Annotated in this window: 13 protein-coding genes; 4 read left to right on the top strand and 9 right to left on the bottom strand. The window is 55.5% G+C overall.

The window, feature by feature from the left end; all coding sequences use genetic code 11:
• Positions 1-55: 55 nt before the first annotated feature.
• The 3 genes from RE6C_RS21515 to RE6C_RS21505 form a co-directional block, all read right to left on the bottom strand.
• Positions 56-1,723, bottom strand: coding sequence for a serine/threonine-protein kinase (locus RE6C_RS21515; protein ID WP_008660037.1), 1,668 nt, complete (start codon positions 1,721-1,723; stop codon positions 56-58).
• Positions 1,724-1,858: 135 nt separating this feature from the next.
• Entirely contained in the window at positions 1,859-3,295 is a 1,437-nt protein-coding gene (locus tag RE6C_RS21510) for a DUF1501 domain-containing protein (protein WP_008660035.1), read from the bottom strand.
• A gap of 132 nt (positions 3,296-3,427) precedes the next feature.
• The gene (locus RE6C_RS21505; protein WP_008660034.1) at positions 3,428-6,589 is read right to left on the bottom strand and encodes a hypothetical protein; all 3,162 of its coding nucleotides are present in this window, start codon (positions 6,587-6,589) and stop codon (positions 3,428-3,430) included.
• Positions 6,590-6,693: 104 nt separating this feature from the next.
• On the opposite strand from RE6C_RS21505, the gene RE6C_RS21500 reads away from it, so the two are divergent.
• Entirely contained in the window at positions 6,694-7,680 is a 987-nt protein-coding gene (locus RE6C_RS21500) for a sugar phosphate isomerase/epimerase family protein (RefSeq protein WP_008660033.1), read from the top strand.
• 111 nt (positions 7,681-7,791) lie between these two features.
• On the opposite strand, the gene RE6C_RS21495 is transcribed toward RE6C_RS21500, so the two are convergent.
• Positions 7,792-9,090 carry a GlmU family protein gene (locus tag RE6C_RS21495; protein ID WP_008660030.1) on the bottom strand — a complete coding sequence of 433 codons (1,299 nt, stop codon included), beginning with the start codon at positions 9,088-9,090 and terminating at the stop codon, positions 7,792-7,794.
• Between the two features lie 219 nt (positions 9,091-9,309).
• Here RE6C_RS21495 and RE6C_RS21490 point away from each other — a divergent pair, with 219 nt between their 5' ends.
• Positions 9,310-10,497, top strand: a complete 1,188-nt coding sequence (locus tag RE6C_RS21490) for a hypothetical protein (protein WP_008660029.1) — start codon at positions 9,310-9,312, stop codon at positions 10,495-10,497.
• Positions 10,498-10,585: 88 nt separating this feature from the next.
• Here the strand turns inward: RE6C_RS21490 and RE6C_RS21485 are convergent, their stop codons facing one another.
• The 4 genes from RE6C_RS21485 to RE6C_RS21470 all read right to left on the bottom strand — a co-directional run bounded on the left by RE6C_RS21485 (position 10,586) and on the right by RE6C_RS21470 (position 13,539).
• Positions 10,586-11,128: a hypothetical protein gene (locus RE6C_RS21485; RefSeq protein WP_008660027.1), complete on the bottom strand. Its 543-nt coding sequence runs from the start codon at positions 11,126-11,128 to the stop codon at positions 10,586-10,588.
• 70 nt (positions 11,129-11,198) lie between these two features.
• Complete coding sequence (locus RE6C_RS21480) at positions 11,199-12,527, bottom strand: vWA domain-containing protein (RefSeq protein ID WP_008660025.1); 1,329 nt, start codon at positions 12,525-12,527, stop codon at positions 11,199-11,201.
• Positions 12,528-12,571: 44 nt separating this feature from the next.
• Positions 12,572-13,042, bottom strand: coding sequence for a TadE/TadG family type IV pilus assembly protein (locus RE6C_RS21475; RefSeq protein WP_008660024.1), 471 nt, complete (start codon positions 13,040-13,042; stop codon positions 12,572-12,574).
• Between the two features lie 11 nt (positions 13,043-13,053).
• Complete coding sequence (locus RE6C_RS21470) at positions 13,054-13,539, bottom strand: TadE/TadG family type IV pilus assembly protein (RefSeq protein WP_008660023.1); 486 nt, start codon at positions 13,537-13,539, stop codon at positions 13,054-13,056.
• A 182-nt stretch (positions 13,540-13,721) separates the two neighbouring features.
• On the opposite strand from RE6C_RS21470, the gene RE6C_RS21465 reads away from it, so the two are divergent.
• A complete protein-coding gene (locus RE6C_RS21465; RefSeq protein ID WP_008660020.1) occupies positions 13,722-15,188 on the top strand; it encodes a prepilin peptidase in 1,467 nt (488 codons plus the stop codon).
• 43 nt (positions 15,189-15,231) lie between these two features.
• On the opposite strand, the gene RE6C_RS21460 is transcribed toward RE6C_RS21465, so the two are convergent.
• Positions 15,232-15,477 (bottom strand): hypothetical protein, encoded by a 246-nt coding sequence (locus tag RE6C_RS21460; protein WP_008660019.1) that lies wholly within the window; start codon positions 15,475-15,477, stop codon positions 15,232-15,234.
• 59 nt (positions 15,478-15,536) lie between these two features.
• On the opposite strand from RE6C_RS21460, the gene moaA reads away from it, so the two are divergent.
• A complete protein-coding gene (gene moaA, locus RE6C_RS21455; RefSeq protein ID WP_008660017.1) occupies positions 15,537-16,616 on the top strand; it encodes a GTP 3',8-cyclase MoaA in 1,080 nt (359 codons plus the stop codon).
• Positions 16,617-16,633: the final 17 nt, after the last annotated feature.

The raw sequence follows: 16,633 nt of genomic DNA, 5'->3' as shown, positions 1-16,633 counted from the left end.
ATCCCACGTTGAGTTCGAGTGGGATTGGAACTCTCCAATGCCGTTGATGGTCGCGTTATTCCATCCGGCGATAGCGTTTGGAAAAGACCAGCATGGTGACCATCCACCAACCGCCCAAAAACAACGGCGCGGCTACCGGAATCGCAACCGAAGCGAACGCCATTCCGATGAATCCCATCCCGAGAAGCGCGCTGCCGCCCCACATGTGACCCGCGATTGCGATAAAGGCAAACCCGCTCATCACACAGGCCATCACCATCACTCCGGAATGATCCAGGTTGCCACTGATCCAAAGCAGATTGATGCTGGACAACGCGACCAAGTAACCCAGCCAAATGGACCAAACGGGACGCTCCGCTGAAATTCGCGGAAGCCACAATCCATCGCGAGCTCTTCCGATCACCCAGGCGATTCCGCCAAGCATCAACAATCGCGGAACGAAGTAACCCCAAAATGCGGGCTGGCTCCATGCGGCCAAATCACTCGGTGTGTCGACATACACCCACTGCATGATCACAAACATCGCGATGTGAGCAGCCAGGACGACATACCCGATTCCTCGCAGAGCACGCCCCCAATTCTGAAACGCGTGCAAGTGTTGATCGCGTGACAACTCTCGCGACATCCGGTGGACCAGACCGTCGGGTGCAGCGAGCGGCGTTTCACCAACCAAGATTCGATCCAAATCGTCCGCCAATTCGTCCGCAGATCGATATCGCTCGGTCGGCTCGCACGCCATCGCTCGCTGGATGACGTGATCCAAGTCAGACATTTCAGGCAAACGTGGCATGCCCCCGGGATAAGCCAACCGCAACGAAGGCGGTTCGTCCGATAGCACTCGCGAAAGCACTTCCGCGGTGGAGTCGCCATTGTGAGGTGGCGATCCGGTCAGCATGGAAAACAACATTCCGCCGAGTGCGTAGACATCAACGGCATCCGTCAAATCCCCACACCCGCGTGCCTGTTCCGGGCTCATGTAATGAGGCGTCCCAAGGACCTGGCCGTTGCGAGTCAACTCCGGTGCATCACGGTGAAATTTTGCCAAACCAAAGTCCACAATCTTTGGCACACCTTCATCGATCAGCACATTCTCGGGTTTCAAATCACGGTGAATGATGCCGCGTGAGTGTGCGTAAGCGACTCCGCGAGAAATATCGCGCATGAACACGACCGTCTTCATAACGCACTCTTTGACTTCCGAAGTCGTCATTCCGCCGTCGCGGCAACCTGCTCGCTGCTGATCGACCAACGACTGCAGCGAATCTCCCGTGACCATCGGCATCACGAAGTAGTCGATCCCACGCCAACATCCGATACTGTGGATTGGCAAGATATTAGGATGCGACAACGAAGCCGCCGCTTCTGCCTCAACACGGAAACGCAAACGCAACTCGTCATTTGCGAGAACACCGTCGCCGATCAGCTTGATTGCAACGACACGCCGAAGCGAATCCTGCTCAGCTTCGTAAACGACTCCCATGCCGCCACGAGCGACTTCACGAATGATTCGAAATTCGCCGATGGTTTGACCAACCAACGTCGTCGGCTCTTCATCTTCACTGCCAAGCCACCGGTGATTGCGGAAGAAGTCTCGTAGCTCCTCCGCGTGGTCGGGGTGCTTCTCCAGGTACTCATGCGGATCCGGTCGCTCGCCATTCTCTTCACGCACCAAGATTTCCGCCAAAACGGAATCCAACGATGATGGCGAATCAGGGTCGTTCACAAGAACTCATCACACAAAAAATGGCTGGGAAACGCAGATCGTTTCCCAGCCATTGTAGCTTGCTTTGAATGGACTCGCCCGCATTCCGACCAATGTCAACCAAGGTGTCGCGATGGCGAGATCCGGATCGACCGTTCAGGCAATCAGTTCGGGAATCACTTCCCCGCCGAATTGAGACAATTGTTTGTACCGCCCGCCGTGGAAGTATGTCAGCTTGTTGTCGTCCAACCCGAGCAAGTGAAGCATTGTCACGTGCACGTCCCGAATTGGGTGAACGCACTCAACGGCTTTCGCACCGATCTCGTCCGTCGCACCAACGATTGAACCACGACGCGTTCCGCCGCCAGCGAACCACATCGTCATCGCATCGATATTGTGGTCACGGCCCAAAGCGGTCACACCACCGCGATAGTTGTTATCAGGTGTCCGCCCAAACTCGCCGGTCCAAACGACCAACGTGTCATCCAGCATGCCACGTTGTTTCAGATCCTTGATCAAAGCGGCAATCGGTTTGTCGACACTTTTGATTCGAGCTGAATGACCACGTTCCAGGTAGTCGTGACTGTCCCATCCGCCGGAGAAGATTTGAACGAAACGCACACCCTCTTCGACCATTCGACGAGCCATCAAGCATTGCTTGCCGAAGGCCGCCGTTTCCGGATCGTCAACACCGTAGGAATCCAGAACGTGTTGTGGTTCCGTTTTCAGATCGATCAGGTTGGGAACGGAAGTTTGCATTCGGAAGGCGAGCTCATAGCTTTCCATTCGTGCCGCCAACTCACCCGCGTTTGGATGTTGTTCCAACGAGCTGGAGTTCAGATGATCTTTGTTCAATGCCGCCAACTCGTCGAGCATGCGACGTTGATGCTGACGCGTTCGGTAATCGCCCGGCTTCAAATCCAGAATTGGCGAGCCTTGAGCACGAAGCGTTGTGCCTTGATAGTAAGCTGGTAGAAAGCCGTTGGACCAGTTCGCACTTCCCGCCTGTGGCATGGCAAGTTCCGTCATCACGACGAAGCCCGGCAAGTTTTGATTTTCGCTGCCCAAGCCATAGGTTGTCCAAGCACCAACCGCGGGATCGCCACCCAACCGGCTGCCCGTGTTCATATGCAGCAACGCTTCGGGGTGGTTCAACGACTCGGCTTGGCAGCCACGATAAACGCACAACTCATCGGCAACTTCGGGCTGAGCCAAGTGAACGAATTGGTCGCACATATCCAACCCGGACTGACCAACCTTTCGCGTTTTGAATGGACTGCCGACATAAAAACGTTTTCCCGTCGCCAATCCTTCGGTGCGTTTCGATTCGGTCACATGCAGTCGATCGAGCTCGGGCTTTGGATCAAACGTGTCCATTTGCCCGGGGCCGCCTTCCATGAACAACATGATGACCGCTTTGGCCTTCGGCGGCATCATCGGCTTCTTGGGTGCCAACGGCGACGCGGCGGAGTCAGAACCACTCGCACTGACGCTGTCAGCAGCCAATTGTGACGTCAATGCCAGCGAGCCCAGCGATGCACCAAGACCACAAAAGAAGTTGCGACGTTGCAACGTTTGCCAGGATGATTGCATGAAATTCAACTCGAATGAGAAAGGTGGGAAGTTCTGCGGGACCCTCTATTCTAACCGTGCCCTCTCGATTTCGTCGAATCTATAGGGGCCGTTTCGGCGATTCCGGCTCAATAGAGCAGCGGCTTCTATAGATCAGGGCTTGGCTTCGAAAGAGTGATTGATCACTCGGTTGCCGTCTTGCTCGATCGCGCGCAACCACATCCGGGTGCCGAGCAATTCGTTGCCGTTGGGCCAATCAATGTTCCGCGAGACAGTGTCGCGTGGTGGCAACACCAACACGCGACGTTCGTACTGACGCTCTCGACCGGCGAACAACAAGCAATCGAAATTGGTCAACCGATTGGTGTGATTGACCATTTCAATTTTCACTCGCAAGCGACCACCTTGGCCATCGTCGATCAAACGCGTTGTGACTCGAATATCAAAACCTTCGGGTCCAATGCTGATTGTTCGGTGAACTCGGATGACCGTGGGTGGAATCGTTTCGAAGGCGAAATCCAGCGGCAGTTGATACGCACCGATCGTCGCGTTGTTCTCCAGAGTCACACCGAAGTCGACTTTTGTCGATTCATTCGGCAACAGATTCCAAGGCTTCGAAGCCTGGTCCAAACGCCATGAATCTGGTGGAAGGACAGCCATTTCGCCAGCCAATGATTGGCTGATCGGATTGCGAAACTGAACGCCAATCGGTTGCTGCAGCCCCAACAACGCGTCAATGCGAGTCCGATCCAATCGAACGGACATTCGAAAGTCGGCAAGCGATTGATCGATTCCGACTAGAAACTTGGGCACCCGTCCGACTGCAATTTGCTGGATGCGACGTCCTTCGTGCTCAACCAAATCCAGCGGTTTGCGTCTTCCCCACACATCGACTTCGTATACATCCTCACCCAAGTACATGTGCTCGACGGTGGGCGTGTTCGCCCACACCATCAACACGGAGTCATTGTCACCGCGAAAAATGATGTTGTCGCTGCCGTTCTTCATTCGCAACGAACCGACGTTGTTGCGGTGCCCCAGCAGAAGACTGGCGGTTCGAAATGGCAACAACAATTCGTCCGGCCTTCCATCGCCGGTCAGCACCGCCGCCTCTTCGTTCATCGGATCACTTAAGAACGCAGCCGCCACGTCGTGACCACGTGTTGCTGCCATACGAAGAACCAAATCCGTGATTCGCGAATTCAAATCATACTTCTTCCGAGATATCGGATTGATCGTCAACCAAGTCTCCGGAGGTCTCGATGAGCCAACCAAACCAGCGACAACCGCCTTCTCTCGTTCACGAACTTCCCGGTCCAACATCGCGTCCATTTCCGCAGCCGTCAGCGGCGACTTGGAATGACGATGCAATCCCCGCCAGCTGTCTCCGGCGGTTGCCGGTGGCGTATCAACCCATGACCAAGCGATCATGGTTTGAATAGGTTGTCCGAAACCTTGCAGCCCCGTTGAAATACCTTCCAGTGTGGATTCAATATTGGATTGCCCCATGAAGCTGTGGTCATCGTCGGCCCCGAGTTGCCACAATCGAATCCGCATCGTCATTCGGTTCATCAACGGTTCCAACTCTGGTCGCCACGCTGACTGATCACGCAGAAGATTCGCCACCCGCGTGTCGTTCTTGTCTCTCAGCTGATACGCATACAGGCGATCTTCTGGAGGTTGGTCGAGCAAGCCAATTGGTTGGATGCCACGATCTCGCAATCGAAACCCCAGAAGCGCGGCCGCATCAGCATGATCGGGTTGATCGGGACCAAACCACACCGGCAACTTCGCCCAACCAACTCCAATCAATTGCATCCATTTTGCTAGTTCCCGCTCTGAAAGTTTGCCGGTTCGGTGCCGTTCCATAAGCGATTTTGGAAGGGTCCATCCAAATGGAGTCGGATCAATGACGTCCGATTCCGATTGAAACGTTGCCAGTGATGGCAGTCCCAAAATGGACTCCTTCGTTTCATTCGGATCACCAAACTCAGACGGATCATTCGTGATCTTTCCAAGAACAATGAAGGAAGTCTCATTGGCGAGCGAGGCTCCGCGATCGTTCTCCATCGACGCGGCGACACGATAGAAACCGGGACGCAGATCGTTCAGGTCCCATCGGTAGAGCAGCGAACTTGAATCGTCGAGCCCGGCGATATGCTGCTTTGGTGAAACACCTGTTCGATTCAACGGTTTGGCTTTCTGCTCTGGCTCGCTCGGATTGCCACGATCGCCCTCACCTTCCAAGCTTTCTTTTGCCGCCTGCAATCGAGCCGCCTCTTCGACCGGATCGATCGCCCGAGTGAATGTCCCCAGAGTTTGGTTGTGTTGATCGTACAAACGCAAACGTAGCCGAGTGTGCTCGTTGGACAGCCCCAACATCTCGCTTTCAACGACAACCGTTTCATTGGGTAGGTAGACGCCGAGTGATTTATCCGTCGCAACTTTCAGTTGGGGATACTGCCGAAACATCACGTTGTCAAAACTGACATGCCCGGTGATGTCTTCCAGTCCATCCTCGCCCCCGACGACCATCAATCGCACGTACATGCGATCGGCGCGACGTGGCGGAAGCAAATCGGTCAACGTGAGTGTGGTCCAATCAGTGCTTTTCGTCACATGCTCAGTTTCTCGAAGGCCCAACTCGTTTCCCGATGCATCTTCAAACACGATTTGTGCGTATACGTGATCGTGCACCAATCCTCGCGTACGAACGTCCACGCTGAATTGATACTGAAACGTGGGATTGGCGGGCAACGAAGGTGACTCAACGCGAGCCAGCCCTCCATCCAGATGGATGCTCAGACAGCGGTCGACCAAGATGTCCGCCAACGAAGGTGGCAACGGTGACATAGTGGGATAGAACTGACGCAGCTTCCGCCAAGGTTTCAGAGCCGCGATGTCCAGCGGCAATACCGCCTCTTCGAGCTTCGGGTCACGGGCTTCAATCTGGATCCCCACATAGTTCGGGTATCCCGGACCGTCGTATCGCAACCAGTTGTCGGGCCAGCCGCCGAAATCCTTGTCTGATGCTCGGGAGAAATCCCAACGAAACCGACGCAAACCCGCGGGTCCGCGAGTCGACTCCACGCTACTGCGATCAATCAATGATTCCCGAGGAATTCGCTCTCGTCGCAGTTTCTCGTAACGAGTCGGTTCTTCAGCGATCGCGAACGCCGCAAAGCTGCCCAGAACAATCCAAAATGCAACGATGCAGCAGCAAATGGCTCGCGAGACGAACCGAGATTGGTCGCCGACTGTTCCGGTGCCGGTAGCCGATCCCGCGACAGCGAGAACCTGCGGAGCGTGAAACACATTGCCCCCGCTCGATGTTCTCGACCGAAAGGCGTATCGTGAAGGGTCGAGTTGGATCAAGCGTCCCACCATGACCTGGCTGCCTGCATCGGAGAACGAACAGATTGGCTGAATTGAAACTTGCCGTCCGAATGGACGCCATCCCGGGGACCGGTGCCTCGGCCACCGCTCTACGTAAATCATTGACCATCGCAGCGTCGATGGGCGTTCGAAGTGTCGAATTATGTGGTCGAACCCACGTACCCGTATCTGAATTGTCGGACACCGGGGTTCGGACCTTGCGGAAAATCCTGGATGATTTGAATTTGCGGATTGCATCCATCCGGTTTCAAACCCGGTTTGGGTACGACGTGACAGACCATTTGGACGAGCGGGTCGACGCGACCAAGAGCGCGATGAAGACCGCTTACCGTCTCGGGGCTCCACTGATCGTCAACCAAATTGGCACAGTTCCACCGCCACCACAGAACATTGATCAGGCGGTCAAGAAGGCGGGCAGCTCGCTTTTGCTGGGTTCGTCCTCCGAGACAGACGACGCGGATTGGAGCAATGATTTACCAGCCGACCTGGCCGCTGAACTCGCGAATTCGATCGCGTCCTCTCGGATCGGCAAAGCCATCGCGGGGCAGGGTGCCAAAGGCAGTGAGGCCTCTCGCTGGGAAACGCTTCGAGAAGTGATGGAAGACCTCGGCCGGTACGGTGCAAAGGTCGGTTGTTTCCTGGCTGCTGAAACGGGAACCGAATCTGGAAAAGACTTGGCTGCGCTGCTGGATGCGATCCCGGATACGTTTGTTCCGGTCGCACTGAACCCGGGGCAATTGATCATCAATCGGTTCCGAGTCGACGAAGCGATCAACGCACTTGCTTCGCGAATTTCGATCGTGCACGCGGTCGACGGCGTGGTGGATCTGGCTGCCGGTCGCGGTGTGTCAGTCCCGGTTGGCGAGGGCACGGCGGACTTCCCGTCGATGCTGGGACGACTCGAAGACATCCCTTACCGCGGTCCCTTCGTTGTCGGTCGCCCAGAGATGCGTCCCGAAACCGCCATCATGGAATTGCAGCAGAGCTTGGAATACCTGCGCAACCTATAGTGCCGATCGTTTCAAACGGCGAAATCAAACCCACCAATCATCACCTGCCGCCACCGGAGCTTCGGTATCCGGCAGGCGGCGTTATGGTTGCGGGCTGGTGTCCGGGCTTTTCTACAACGCGAGTTGGTCCGACGTTTCGCGTTCGGATTCGGTCCGATCGTACATCGCCTGAATCAAGTCCATGTCACATTGTCGTTGTTCGACTTTCCGACGTGCGAACATTCGGGCTTGAGTGTTAATCATCACGTCGGGTGGCAACAAAGAAGTCTGACCGAACAAGCGAGCGTAATTGACGTAGCTGGGCACGTTGCTGGTAACGAATCCGTACAACATGCTGCATACGCCGATCACTTTGCCGGTGAAGATGCCCGTGTTGATAGCGGACTTAGAATAGTCACCCATCACGCAGCCCAAAAACTGCATTCCGGTCGCCATCTTGCGATCGCCGTATTCGATGTTGATCTTGCCATACGTGTTCTTCAAGTCACTATTGCAGGTTCCGGCGCCAAGGTTGATCCAACTGCCCAAGTAGCTGTGCCCCAAAAAACCGTGGTGTTGCTTGTTCGTGTAGGCCTCAATCACCGACGCTTCGACCTCGCCGCCGATTTTGACCGTGTGCCCCAGCGACACGCCGTCCTTGATCGCGGAATGTTCAATCACTCGGGTGCTGTGTCCCGCGTGCAGTGGGCCTTCCAGGAAACAGAACGGTCCGACTCGAACGTCCTCTTCCAATACAATCGCACCGCCGGATGTGTGGATCGATCCATACTCTCCGATCGACACTCCCGGCCGAACAAAGACGCCGTCTTCTCGCTGCGTGTAGTCACCATGTTCGATGCGGTAGTTGACCGAACCGTTCATCGCGTCCATGTGAGACGACACGACTTCGTGCGGCCATTGAAACGCTTTCAACGTGAATCGCGAACTGACATTGTCTCGGGCCAGTTGTTCCAATCGTGCGAGAGGCGTTTGAGTCGCATCGGATGCGGCCGAACCATTCAGTTTTGCGATGTCCGCCGCCGAAATGAACGCCACCAACAATTCGGTGTCGACGCCGTTGTCTTTGCCCAGCACCGATGCGGTTTCACCGGCCTTCAACACTTTCTTCAATGTCTCGTAGGTTTGCACCGAGGGCACCAACCGAGCGTTGACCAACAACACGTCTTCGCCCTCAGGCAATTCCTTCGCGGGTGCTTGCAGGCCGTGGTCGGCTTCTTGGATGGGCAGCAAGTACTCACGAATCAGTCCCTGAATCTGACAAACCTTCGCTCCGGTGGCGGATTCGCTCGCAAGTGTCTTCAACCAATCCAGCAATCGGAAACTGGCGCACGTGATCGCATAAGCGGGACGAGCATGGACGATCGGACAGAGCTGTTCCACGCGAGAATCTTCGAAGCACAGGATTTGCATGAGCGGGACCAGACGAGGGAGGGACGAAGACACAGCCAAACGACAGACCGGTTGCAACGGTTGGGCAGTTTACCGGGCATCGTGATCGAGGTCGCGGGGACAAGTCGATGCAAAATCATTGGTCCGAGATGATGGACGAAACTAGAGTTGAGTTGCACCCAACTTTGATGCCAGTCGCCAAATCTGACGTCGGCATCCTTCGCCAGCGGAGTCAAACGTTTGCCTAGTTCGCCAAAGTTCGCTCGACGCCGCAAACTGCGACGACTGATTGCGGCATCGGCGTGCATGGCGTTCTCAACGAACGGCGCACTCGTCTCCGCAGACCAACCAAAGCAGACGAAGAACCAAACGAGTTTTGAAGAGGCCAGCTATTTCGGAACCGACCAACGTCTACCGGAATCTGAACTGGCTCAAATCGATCGAAACGTGTCGCTGCTCGAATCCGATTCCGCGGTGATTCGAAGGCTGACTGCCGATCGGTTGTACTCCAAAGCCTCCAGCGGCGACGCTGCGACCTGCGAAGCGATCCTTTGTCGCTTGCGAGGATTGCGAGTCTCGTTTTCGTTGGAAACTCGCCAACTCGCGAATCAATTGGTCGAACGAATTCGTTTGGCTTGCCATCGGCAATCCGTTGCGGCATTGTCGCCTTCTCCGTGGGGTGATTCCGGCGACATTCTCGACCGAGAACTTGACCAATGGTGGCAACAATTTTCGCAGCGTGCTGGCGATGACAAAGAAGCGATTGGCCAATTTCAATTGGTTGCGTTGACCGCGGGACCCGATTTGCACTGGAACGCCGCTGTCGCGACACAAGACGCGCAAACTGGTCACGAAGATTGGTCGTGCTTGCTGGGCATCAAGGTTCCCGATTGCGGAATTCGCTACGTTCCGGCGGCAAAGAAGCTGCAAAAGAAGCTACTAGCGACTTGCCCAAGCTCGATCGGCGGTTGCACCTCATTTGAACGAGTTGTCGGACGCCTGATCGATTCAACCATTCGCCGCAATCCATACGGATGGTCTCGCGAGACCTGCTTGGGCATCGCACTGACTCATCGACGATCTGAATTGGTCACTGAATTGTGCGAACGCATCTGGGATACCCCCGGCGTTCGCGTGCGAGAGCTTGCGTTGTCACTGCTAGCCGCTGATCGCATGAACCACGACGGACTGACCGAACGATTGACTGAATGCTTGAACGATCAACGAGTGATCACTGTCTTGCCAGGCCAAGCTCACTTTGGCGTCGGCGAAGCTGACTGGCCCCATTCGATCGTCGTGCCGCGAATCAGCGACGTCGCTCAATACTTGCTGTGGAAACGCGAAGGAGTCGACGCGCGGCAGCACGGGATGACTGCCATCCAAGCTGATCCGGTATGGGGCGTGCGATTGGAATCCATCGGGCGGTGAGTTAAACCGCACTACTTTGCCAACGAAAAACGCGACTGATTGATGATCAGCCGCGTTTGCGTTTTAGTGACGAAGTCGAGGTGACTTCTCAGTAGCTGTTCGGTGAATCTTCGCGAAGCTTTTCCAGGCGTTGTTGTTGATGCCAAAGAATGGACTCTGGAATCACTTTGCCTTCTTCGTCGTAGTAAACACGCTGCTTAGCGCTTTCGGCGACCTTGGCCTCCCAACGCTCCACCTGAGTTTTCCATTGAGCGTACGCGTCGCGGTGATCGGGAACCTGGCGTGTTTGTTCAATCCAAATACGACGTTGACGATCACGAATGAACGCGGCGTCTTCCTGCATCGCTTCAGCCAAGAAGAGTTCGTTGCGGCGTTTGCGAGCATGAAAGTCTTCGTCGCTTTCAACGCCACGCGATAACTTCGTGGCTTGGACCGGCTGCACCTTCGACGCCGGAGCGCTGACCATGTGCACGGTGTTGCGAAGCAATACGATGCAACCAGCGATTGAGCCGATCGACAATGCAGCAAAGATCACCAACCTGCCGACCCAATTGGGTTTGGCGGGTTCACGAGACGCTTTCGGAACAAGGCCTTCGGAAAGCAAACGATTTTCAGGAAACGTGGATTTCATGTCTTACTCTAGGTCACACATAGTGACCGTGGCAATTTTTTCCGAGTCGGAACGAATGACCCAGCGAAGCTCAGTTGGTCAAGATCGTTGGCAGGTTGTTGGCGATCTCTTCAAACGCACTAACCAACTCATCACCCGAGTCAGCATGGTAGTGCCGTCCCAGTCCGGTCACAGCGACTTCCTGCATGGTTTCCTGATCAGCACCGCCGCCGAAGGTGACGGTTTGGATGTTCAAATTGGATGAACTCATCATCTGTTGAGCAACGGTATTGGGCTCCGTTCCGTAGTTGTGATTTCCGTCGGTCATCACAACCATCGTTTTGGAAGCGTACGGACGAGCGTTTTCATGAGTAAAAGCAGTCTTGCCCGAGTTCATTCCATTGCCGATACCCGTTGACCCGTTCGGCCCCAGTTGCGCGACGGCAGCTCGAACCGAGTCAAAATCATCCAGCAACCAACAATCCAGTGTGCCGTGGCTGTTGTAGCTGGCAATCGAGACTTGTTCGTTTTGAGGTGTTTGATCGAGAACCCGCAGGAACGCGTCAACGGCCAACACCAAATCTTCCCAAGGCGTGTTGGGAGCCGGCCCAAGTTCGAAGACTTCTTCCCACGCGTGATCGTACAAGTCGTATTCGTCGTAGCCATTGTTGTAGCGAACTCGACGAATGTATTGAGGCACACCGCGTTTGTACTTCCATTCGAGATCAACGATACCAGCGTCTTCTGCTGAGATCAAACTGTCCTCAGCCCAAGGGTCCGCGTCGTCGGGCCAATCATAGGTCTTCCAGTCCATCGAACCACTGCGGTCGAGAACCAGGCTGATGTCACGATCGACTTGCATCGCCGTCGCCGAAGCCACTGGGCTGAAGTCACCGATCGAAAATGTGTTTGGGAAGATGAACGGGACGGGCCCGAGCAACGAGTCTTCGGTGCGTTTGCCATTGATGCGAACGGAACTGACGGCGACCAAGTTCGCGGCAACGTCGGATGTTGGCACCTTGGTGAAGTAGAAACGCCCGGTGTTGCCATCGGCCTGAGCCGAGACACCGAATTCAAATTCATTGGCGGCATCATCAGTGTCCAGTTGATAGGGTTCACCGGCCACCTCGTTCATCGCAGCTGTCAGACGAGCAGCCGTTTTCGCTGCTTCGACGGTTTGCTCCTCGCTGAATGCACGACCGCCAGCCCGAGCGGCTGCGTCGGTTGCGATCGCAAGCTCGGTTTTCACCAACTGCATCTGTGCCAAGTTGATACAAAATGCGGCCAGCAACGCCAGCATCGGCAACACAAATGCCATTAGCACGGTGATACCACCACGACGAGATTCGTCGCGTTGGGTCAATGCAAATCGCACGGGAGCGGGGGAAACAAACATCGATGGAACTCCAAAACAAAACATTGGAAAGGAAAGCGAATAAGGTCCCCCCGGACCGGATTCATTGGTCAGTTGGTGGCTCGGAAGAAGCCGTTGTATCGTTCGGTTTGCATCGTGGCCGATGACGTCAGTTCGACGTTGCCCAGGAACATTGGTGCGAACAGAGCCACATCGTCGAGGCTCAAACTCACCGTGACGGTGACTTCCTCGGTTTCATCATTGATCGGTGTGCATTCCACTTCGTAGCCATTGGCAAACAAGGATTCCATGATGTTCTCGGCTTCCGCAATCGCTTCGTCGGCAGTTGCACCAGGAACGATCGCGGTTCGGGCGGCATAGTAGGCGGCGTCCTGTGCCAAGTTGCGAGCCATGTTCATCCGAGCCAATTCCATGCACATGAAAATGGTCAGCAGCAGCACGTTGCAAACGATGGCGAATTCCACCAACGTCGCTCCATCACGTTTCGCAGCACGACGTGCCGGGACTCGACATGGTCGCGATGGCGTGTGGGCGGCGGAGGCTCTGGTTGATCGGATCATTGGGGCGATGCCTACTCTTGATTCTTGAATTCTTTTCGCATCGTGATTCGATGCGAGATCTGCAAGTCGTTGTACAAACCCGCGGGAGCGTACAAGTTGCCTGCGGCGGGGACCGTGACCACGATGGTGACGTGTTCCAACGTGTCCGCCGCGCTAAATGTGCTGTTCTCAAACGTCACCGAGTTGCCCTCGTACTGAACACCTCGTTCGTCCAAAATCTCCGCCACGCGAGCTCGCACATCATCGTCAGTGCCACCACGGTTGATGCCGCGACGGGCACCTTCATAGGCCGCGATGGCGACGGTTTCTTTCAAGAAAAAGATCGAGCAAAGATCGACCGTCGCAAAGGTGAATGTCAGCAACACGGGCAGGCAAAACGCGATCTCCGCCGTCGCAGTTCCGCGACGAGGTTGATTCAGGCGACCTCCCGATCGCGCACCGCCAGCTTTGGAAAAGCCGGAACGAGTGCGTTTGAAGGTGTGGTTGACTGGATTCATGTTGCGAAGACCAAAGGCGTTGACGGCCAGTGAAGTTGTGATCCCGGGAACGATCGGGTCACTGAAATGCGTGTAAATGGGTTCTCAAGGAGGACCTCTAACGGAAACCTAGCTCTGAAATTGGACGTGGGCGTGAAAAATCTTTGAAAACCTTCTAACCTCTGCGCCGGTCCACGTTTTGTGTGCTCCTTCCCACAACCGACGACAAAGTCCGCATGATTGATCTGACCTCTCCCGCACCTGTCGTTGATTTGATGGCAACGCGACTGATCGCGTCGCAGTCCGACTTTCAGATTGCGCAGGCGTTTGGTTTGCTGGGGAAAATCACACCTGATTGGTTGGCGGGCGGAATGGCGGCCTGGTTGGCACTTTCGACGACCACACAAACTGTGGTGCTGGCACTGCTGGGAATCCTCGGCGGCGCGATCGCCAATCACATCATTCCGACTTGGTGTTGGTACCCACGTCCGGTTTCTCCTTGGGTCAATCGTGAACGCTGGCCGCTGCTACCCAAGTTCCAAGCGATTTCAGAGGCACTTCCGGCTCGGACTTGGATGGACCGAATTCCGGTGATCGGATGGCTGCGTTTACGGCGGGAGTCGGAGATGTTCGGTCGTTGGTTCTGGGTTCGCCCGATCTTGATTGAACTGTCACTGGCAGCAGTCTTGCCGTTGATGCACCAAGCGTATCTGGCCGGTCAGTTGCTACCCGCGGGAGTCTTGCCGGCCACGATTGCCGCCTGCACCGACTGGATGGCGTTGTTGTTCTTTCTGCACGCAGCCTTTCTGGTTTGGTTGGTCGCCGCCACCTTCATCGACTTCGATGAACGCACCATTCCTGATTCGTTGACCATCCCGGGAACAATCTTCGCCATCCTTGTTGGAACGATCACGCCATTCGCATTCCTGCCCGGCACCGTGGTATCGAACTCCGTGGAAGGAATCGCACCGACCCTGGCCAATCACCCGTACGGTTTGTCTCCGTTTTGGAGCAGCACGAACGGTCTGTTCACCGGACTACTAATCTGGGCGGTCTGGTGCTTTGCCTTGGCTGACCGACGTTTCTACCTGAGGCGTGGATGGTCAAAAGCTTGGGCATACTTTTGGTTTGGATTGAAACGAAACCCCGCCTCGAAAATCCTAATCGCGATGTGGTTGATCGGTTCCATCGCGATTGTATCGGTCTATCTGAGCAGCCCGATCGGTTGGATGGGCATGATGACGTCGCTCACTGGGCTTGCCGTTGGTGGCGGAATCATCTGGATCGTGCGATTGGTCTGCGGATGGGCGGTCCAGATGGAAGCGATGGGATTTGGGGACGTCACGTTGATGGCCATGATCGGAGCGGTGATCGGATGGCAAGGCAGCATCCTGACATTCTTCCTTTCTCCGATTGCCGGATTGCTGATTGTGATGGTGGTCTTCGTCATCAATCGTGACCCGCGAACGCCATACGGTCCGTATTTGTGCGTGGGCACGTTGCTGGTCGTTTGGTTCTGGGACGACGTCTACAACGCTCGCTTCCGAACAACGCTGTTGCTGATGGGCGACGTGTTGCTTTGGATGGCGATCGTCATGCCGCCGGTGCTGGCTGGGATGATGTGGGTCACGCGAACCATCCGCTTGCGATTGCTTCCTGATCCCGAGTGAATTTGCACGCGTGCGGAGCGAACACTCGTTCATCCATCGCTATTTAGAACAGCATCAGCAGAAAACCACCGACGAAAACCGCCAGCACCACCCACACGGTCAAGTGCCAAAGCGGGCGACCACCCGCCCAATCTTTGCGATTGGTCGAATCCGGAAATTCGCGAGCGAGAAAATCGTCGTACTCCTCATCGTCCCAGTCGACCGAGTACTCTTCGCCTTCGACCGCGTCCTCATCCATCTCATCGTCGTAGCTCGACTGCCACGAATCGTCGTCCCAATCGTTGCTCATCGAATTTCGTATCTCGCTGGTCGGATTCGCTCTGGCCTGATTTGCGCGAATGAGTTCGAGTGGAAACGCTCACCGCTTCGTTTTTCGTCCGCATCGCGTCATCGATCCGGGCCGGTTACCCTACCAACATGACCGATCCCATTGCATTGGTCGATCGCTTTGGTCGACGCCACGACAGTCTTCGCATCAGTATCACGGATCGTTGCAACATCCGTTGTTTCTACTGCATGCCTGAACACGACGCGGAGTTTCTGCCTCGCAGTGGTGTATTGACGTATGAAGAAATCGAACGTTCGGCGGGTTTGCTGGTTAAGCGTTGCGGAGTGCGAGACATCCGAATCACCGGCGGCGAACCTTTGGTACGCCGTGACTGCGTCGACCTGATTCGAATGCTGGCCCAGATCGATGGATTAGAAGACCTATCGATGACCACCAACGGGATGTTGCTCCGACAGCACGCTGCTGGTCTGCGAGCGGCGGGTTTGAAACGGCTCAACATTTCTCTCGACACGCTTGATGAAGCCACGTTTGCCAAAATCACTCGCCGTCCCGGTGTCGACCGAGTCATCGACGGAATCGACGCCGCGATTGAGGCGGGATTCGAATCGATCAAACTCAATGCGCTCGCGATTCGTGGCCTCAGCGAATCCGAACTGGTTGGCTTGGTCCGTTTCGCGGTCGGAAAAGGCGTCACGCTTCGATTCATTGAGTTCATGCCGCTGGACAGCGACCGCGCTTGGAAATCCAAAGACGTGCTCTCCGGAGACGCTTGCCTAAAGCTGCTTTCCGAAGCGTTTGGAGACATCACGCCGACCGGTCGCGAAAATCCATCGGCTCCCGCGGAAACCTTCACGCTATCGTGTGATGGTCGAGAAGGCACGATCGGAATCATTCGCTCCGTGACCCGGCCGTTTTGTGGGGATTGCAACCGTTTGAGATTGACCGCCGATGGTGGGCTGCGAAATTGTTTGTTCTCGCAATCCGAGACGCCGCTCCGCGATGCGATGCGAAGCGGGTGCGACGACGACAAATTGATTCAAAAGATTCAACAGTGCGTGGGCGAGAAACACGCCGCTCACGGCATTGATTCGGATGATTTCCGCCCTCCCGAACGCGCGATGCATGCCATCGGTGGCTGAGACCTTGGCCACACCCC

Origin of the sequence: Rhodopirellula europaea 6C, from assembly GCF_000338295.1 — a bacterium.
Taxonomy (GTDB): domain Bacteria; phylum Planctomycetota; class Planctomycetia; order Pirellulales; family Pirellulaceae; genus Rhodopirellula; species Rhodopirellula europaea.
Note: the sequence above shows the minus strand (reverse complement) of the source record. Positions and strands in the feature narration are given on the sequence as shown.

Bases quoted from the DNA above. Each gene is read 5' to 3' on its own strand.
- RE6C_RS21480 (WP_008660025.1), bottom strand. From the start codon at position 12,527: ATGTTTTGTTTTGGAGTTCCATCGATGTTTGTTTCCCCCGCTCCCGTG.
- RE6C_RS21475 (WP_008660024.1), bottom strand. From the start codon at position 13,042: ATGATCCGATCAACCAGAGCCTCCGCCGCCCACACGCCATCGCGACCA.
- RE6C_RS21485 (WP_008660027.1), bottom strand. From the start codon at position 11,128: ATGAAATCCACGTTTCCTGAAAATCGTTTGCTTTCCGAAGGCCTTGTT.
- RE6C_RS21510 (WP_008660035.1), bottom strand. From the start codon at position 3,295: ATGCAATCATCCTGGCAAACGTTGCAACGTCGCAACTTCTTTTGTGGT.
- RE6C_RS21495 (WP_008660030.1), bottom strand. From the start codon at position 9,090: ATGCAAATCCTGTGCTTCGAAGATTCTCGCGTGGAACAGCTCTGTCCG.
- RE6C_RS21470 (WP_008660023.1), bottom strand. From the start codon at position 13,539: ATGAATCCAGTCAACCACACCTTCAAACGCACTCGTTCCGGCTTTTCC.
- RE6C_RS21460 (WP_008660019.1), bottom strand. From the start codon at position 15,477: ATGAGCAACGATTGGGACGACGATTCGTGGCAGTCGAGCTACGACGAT.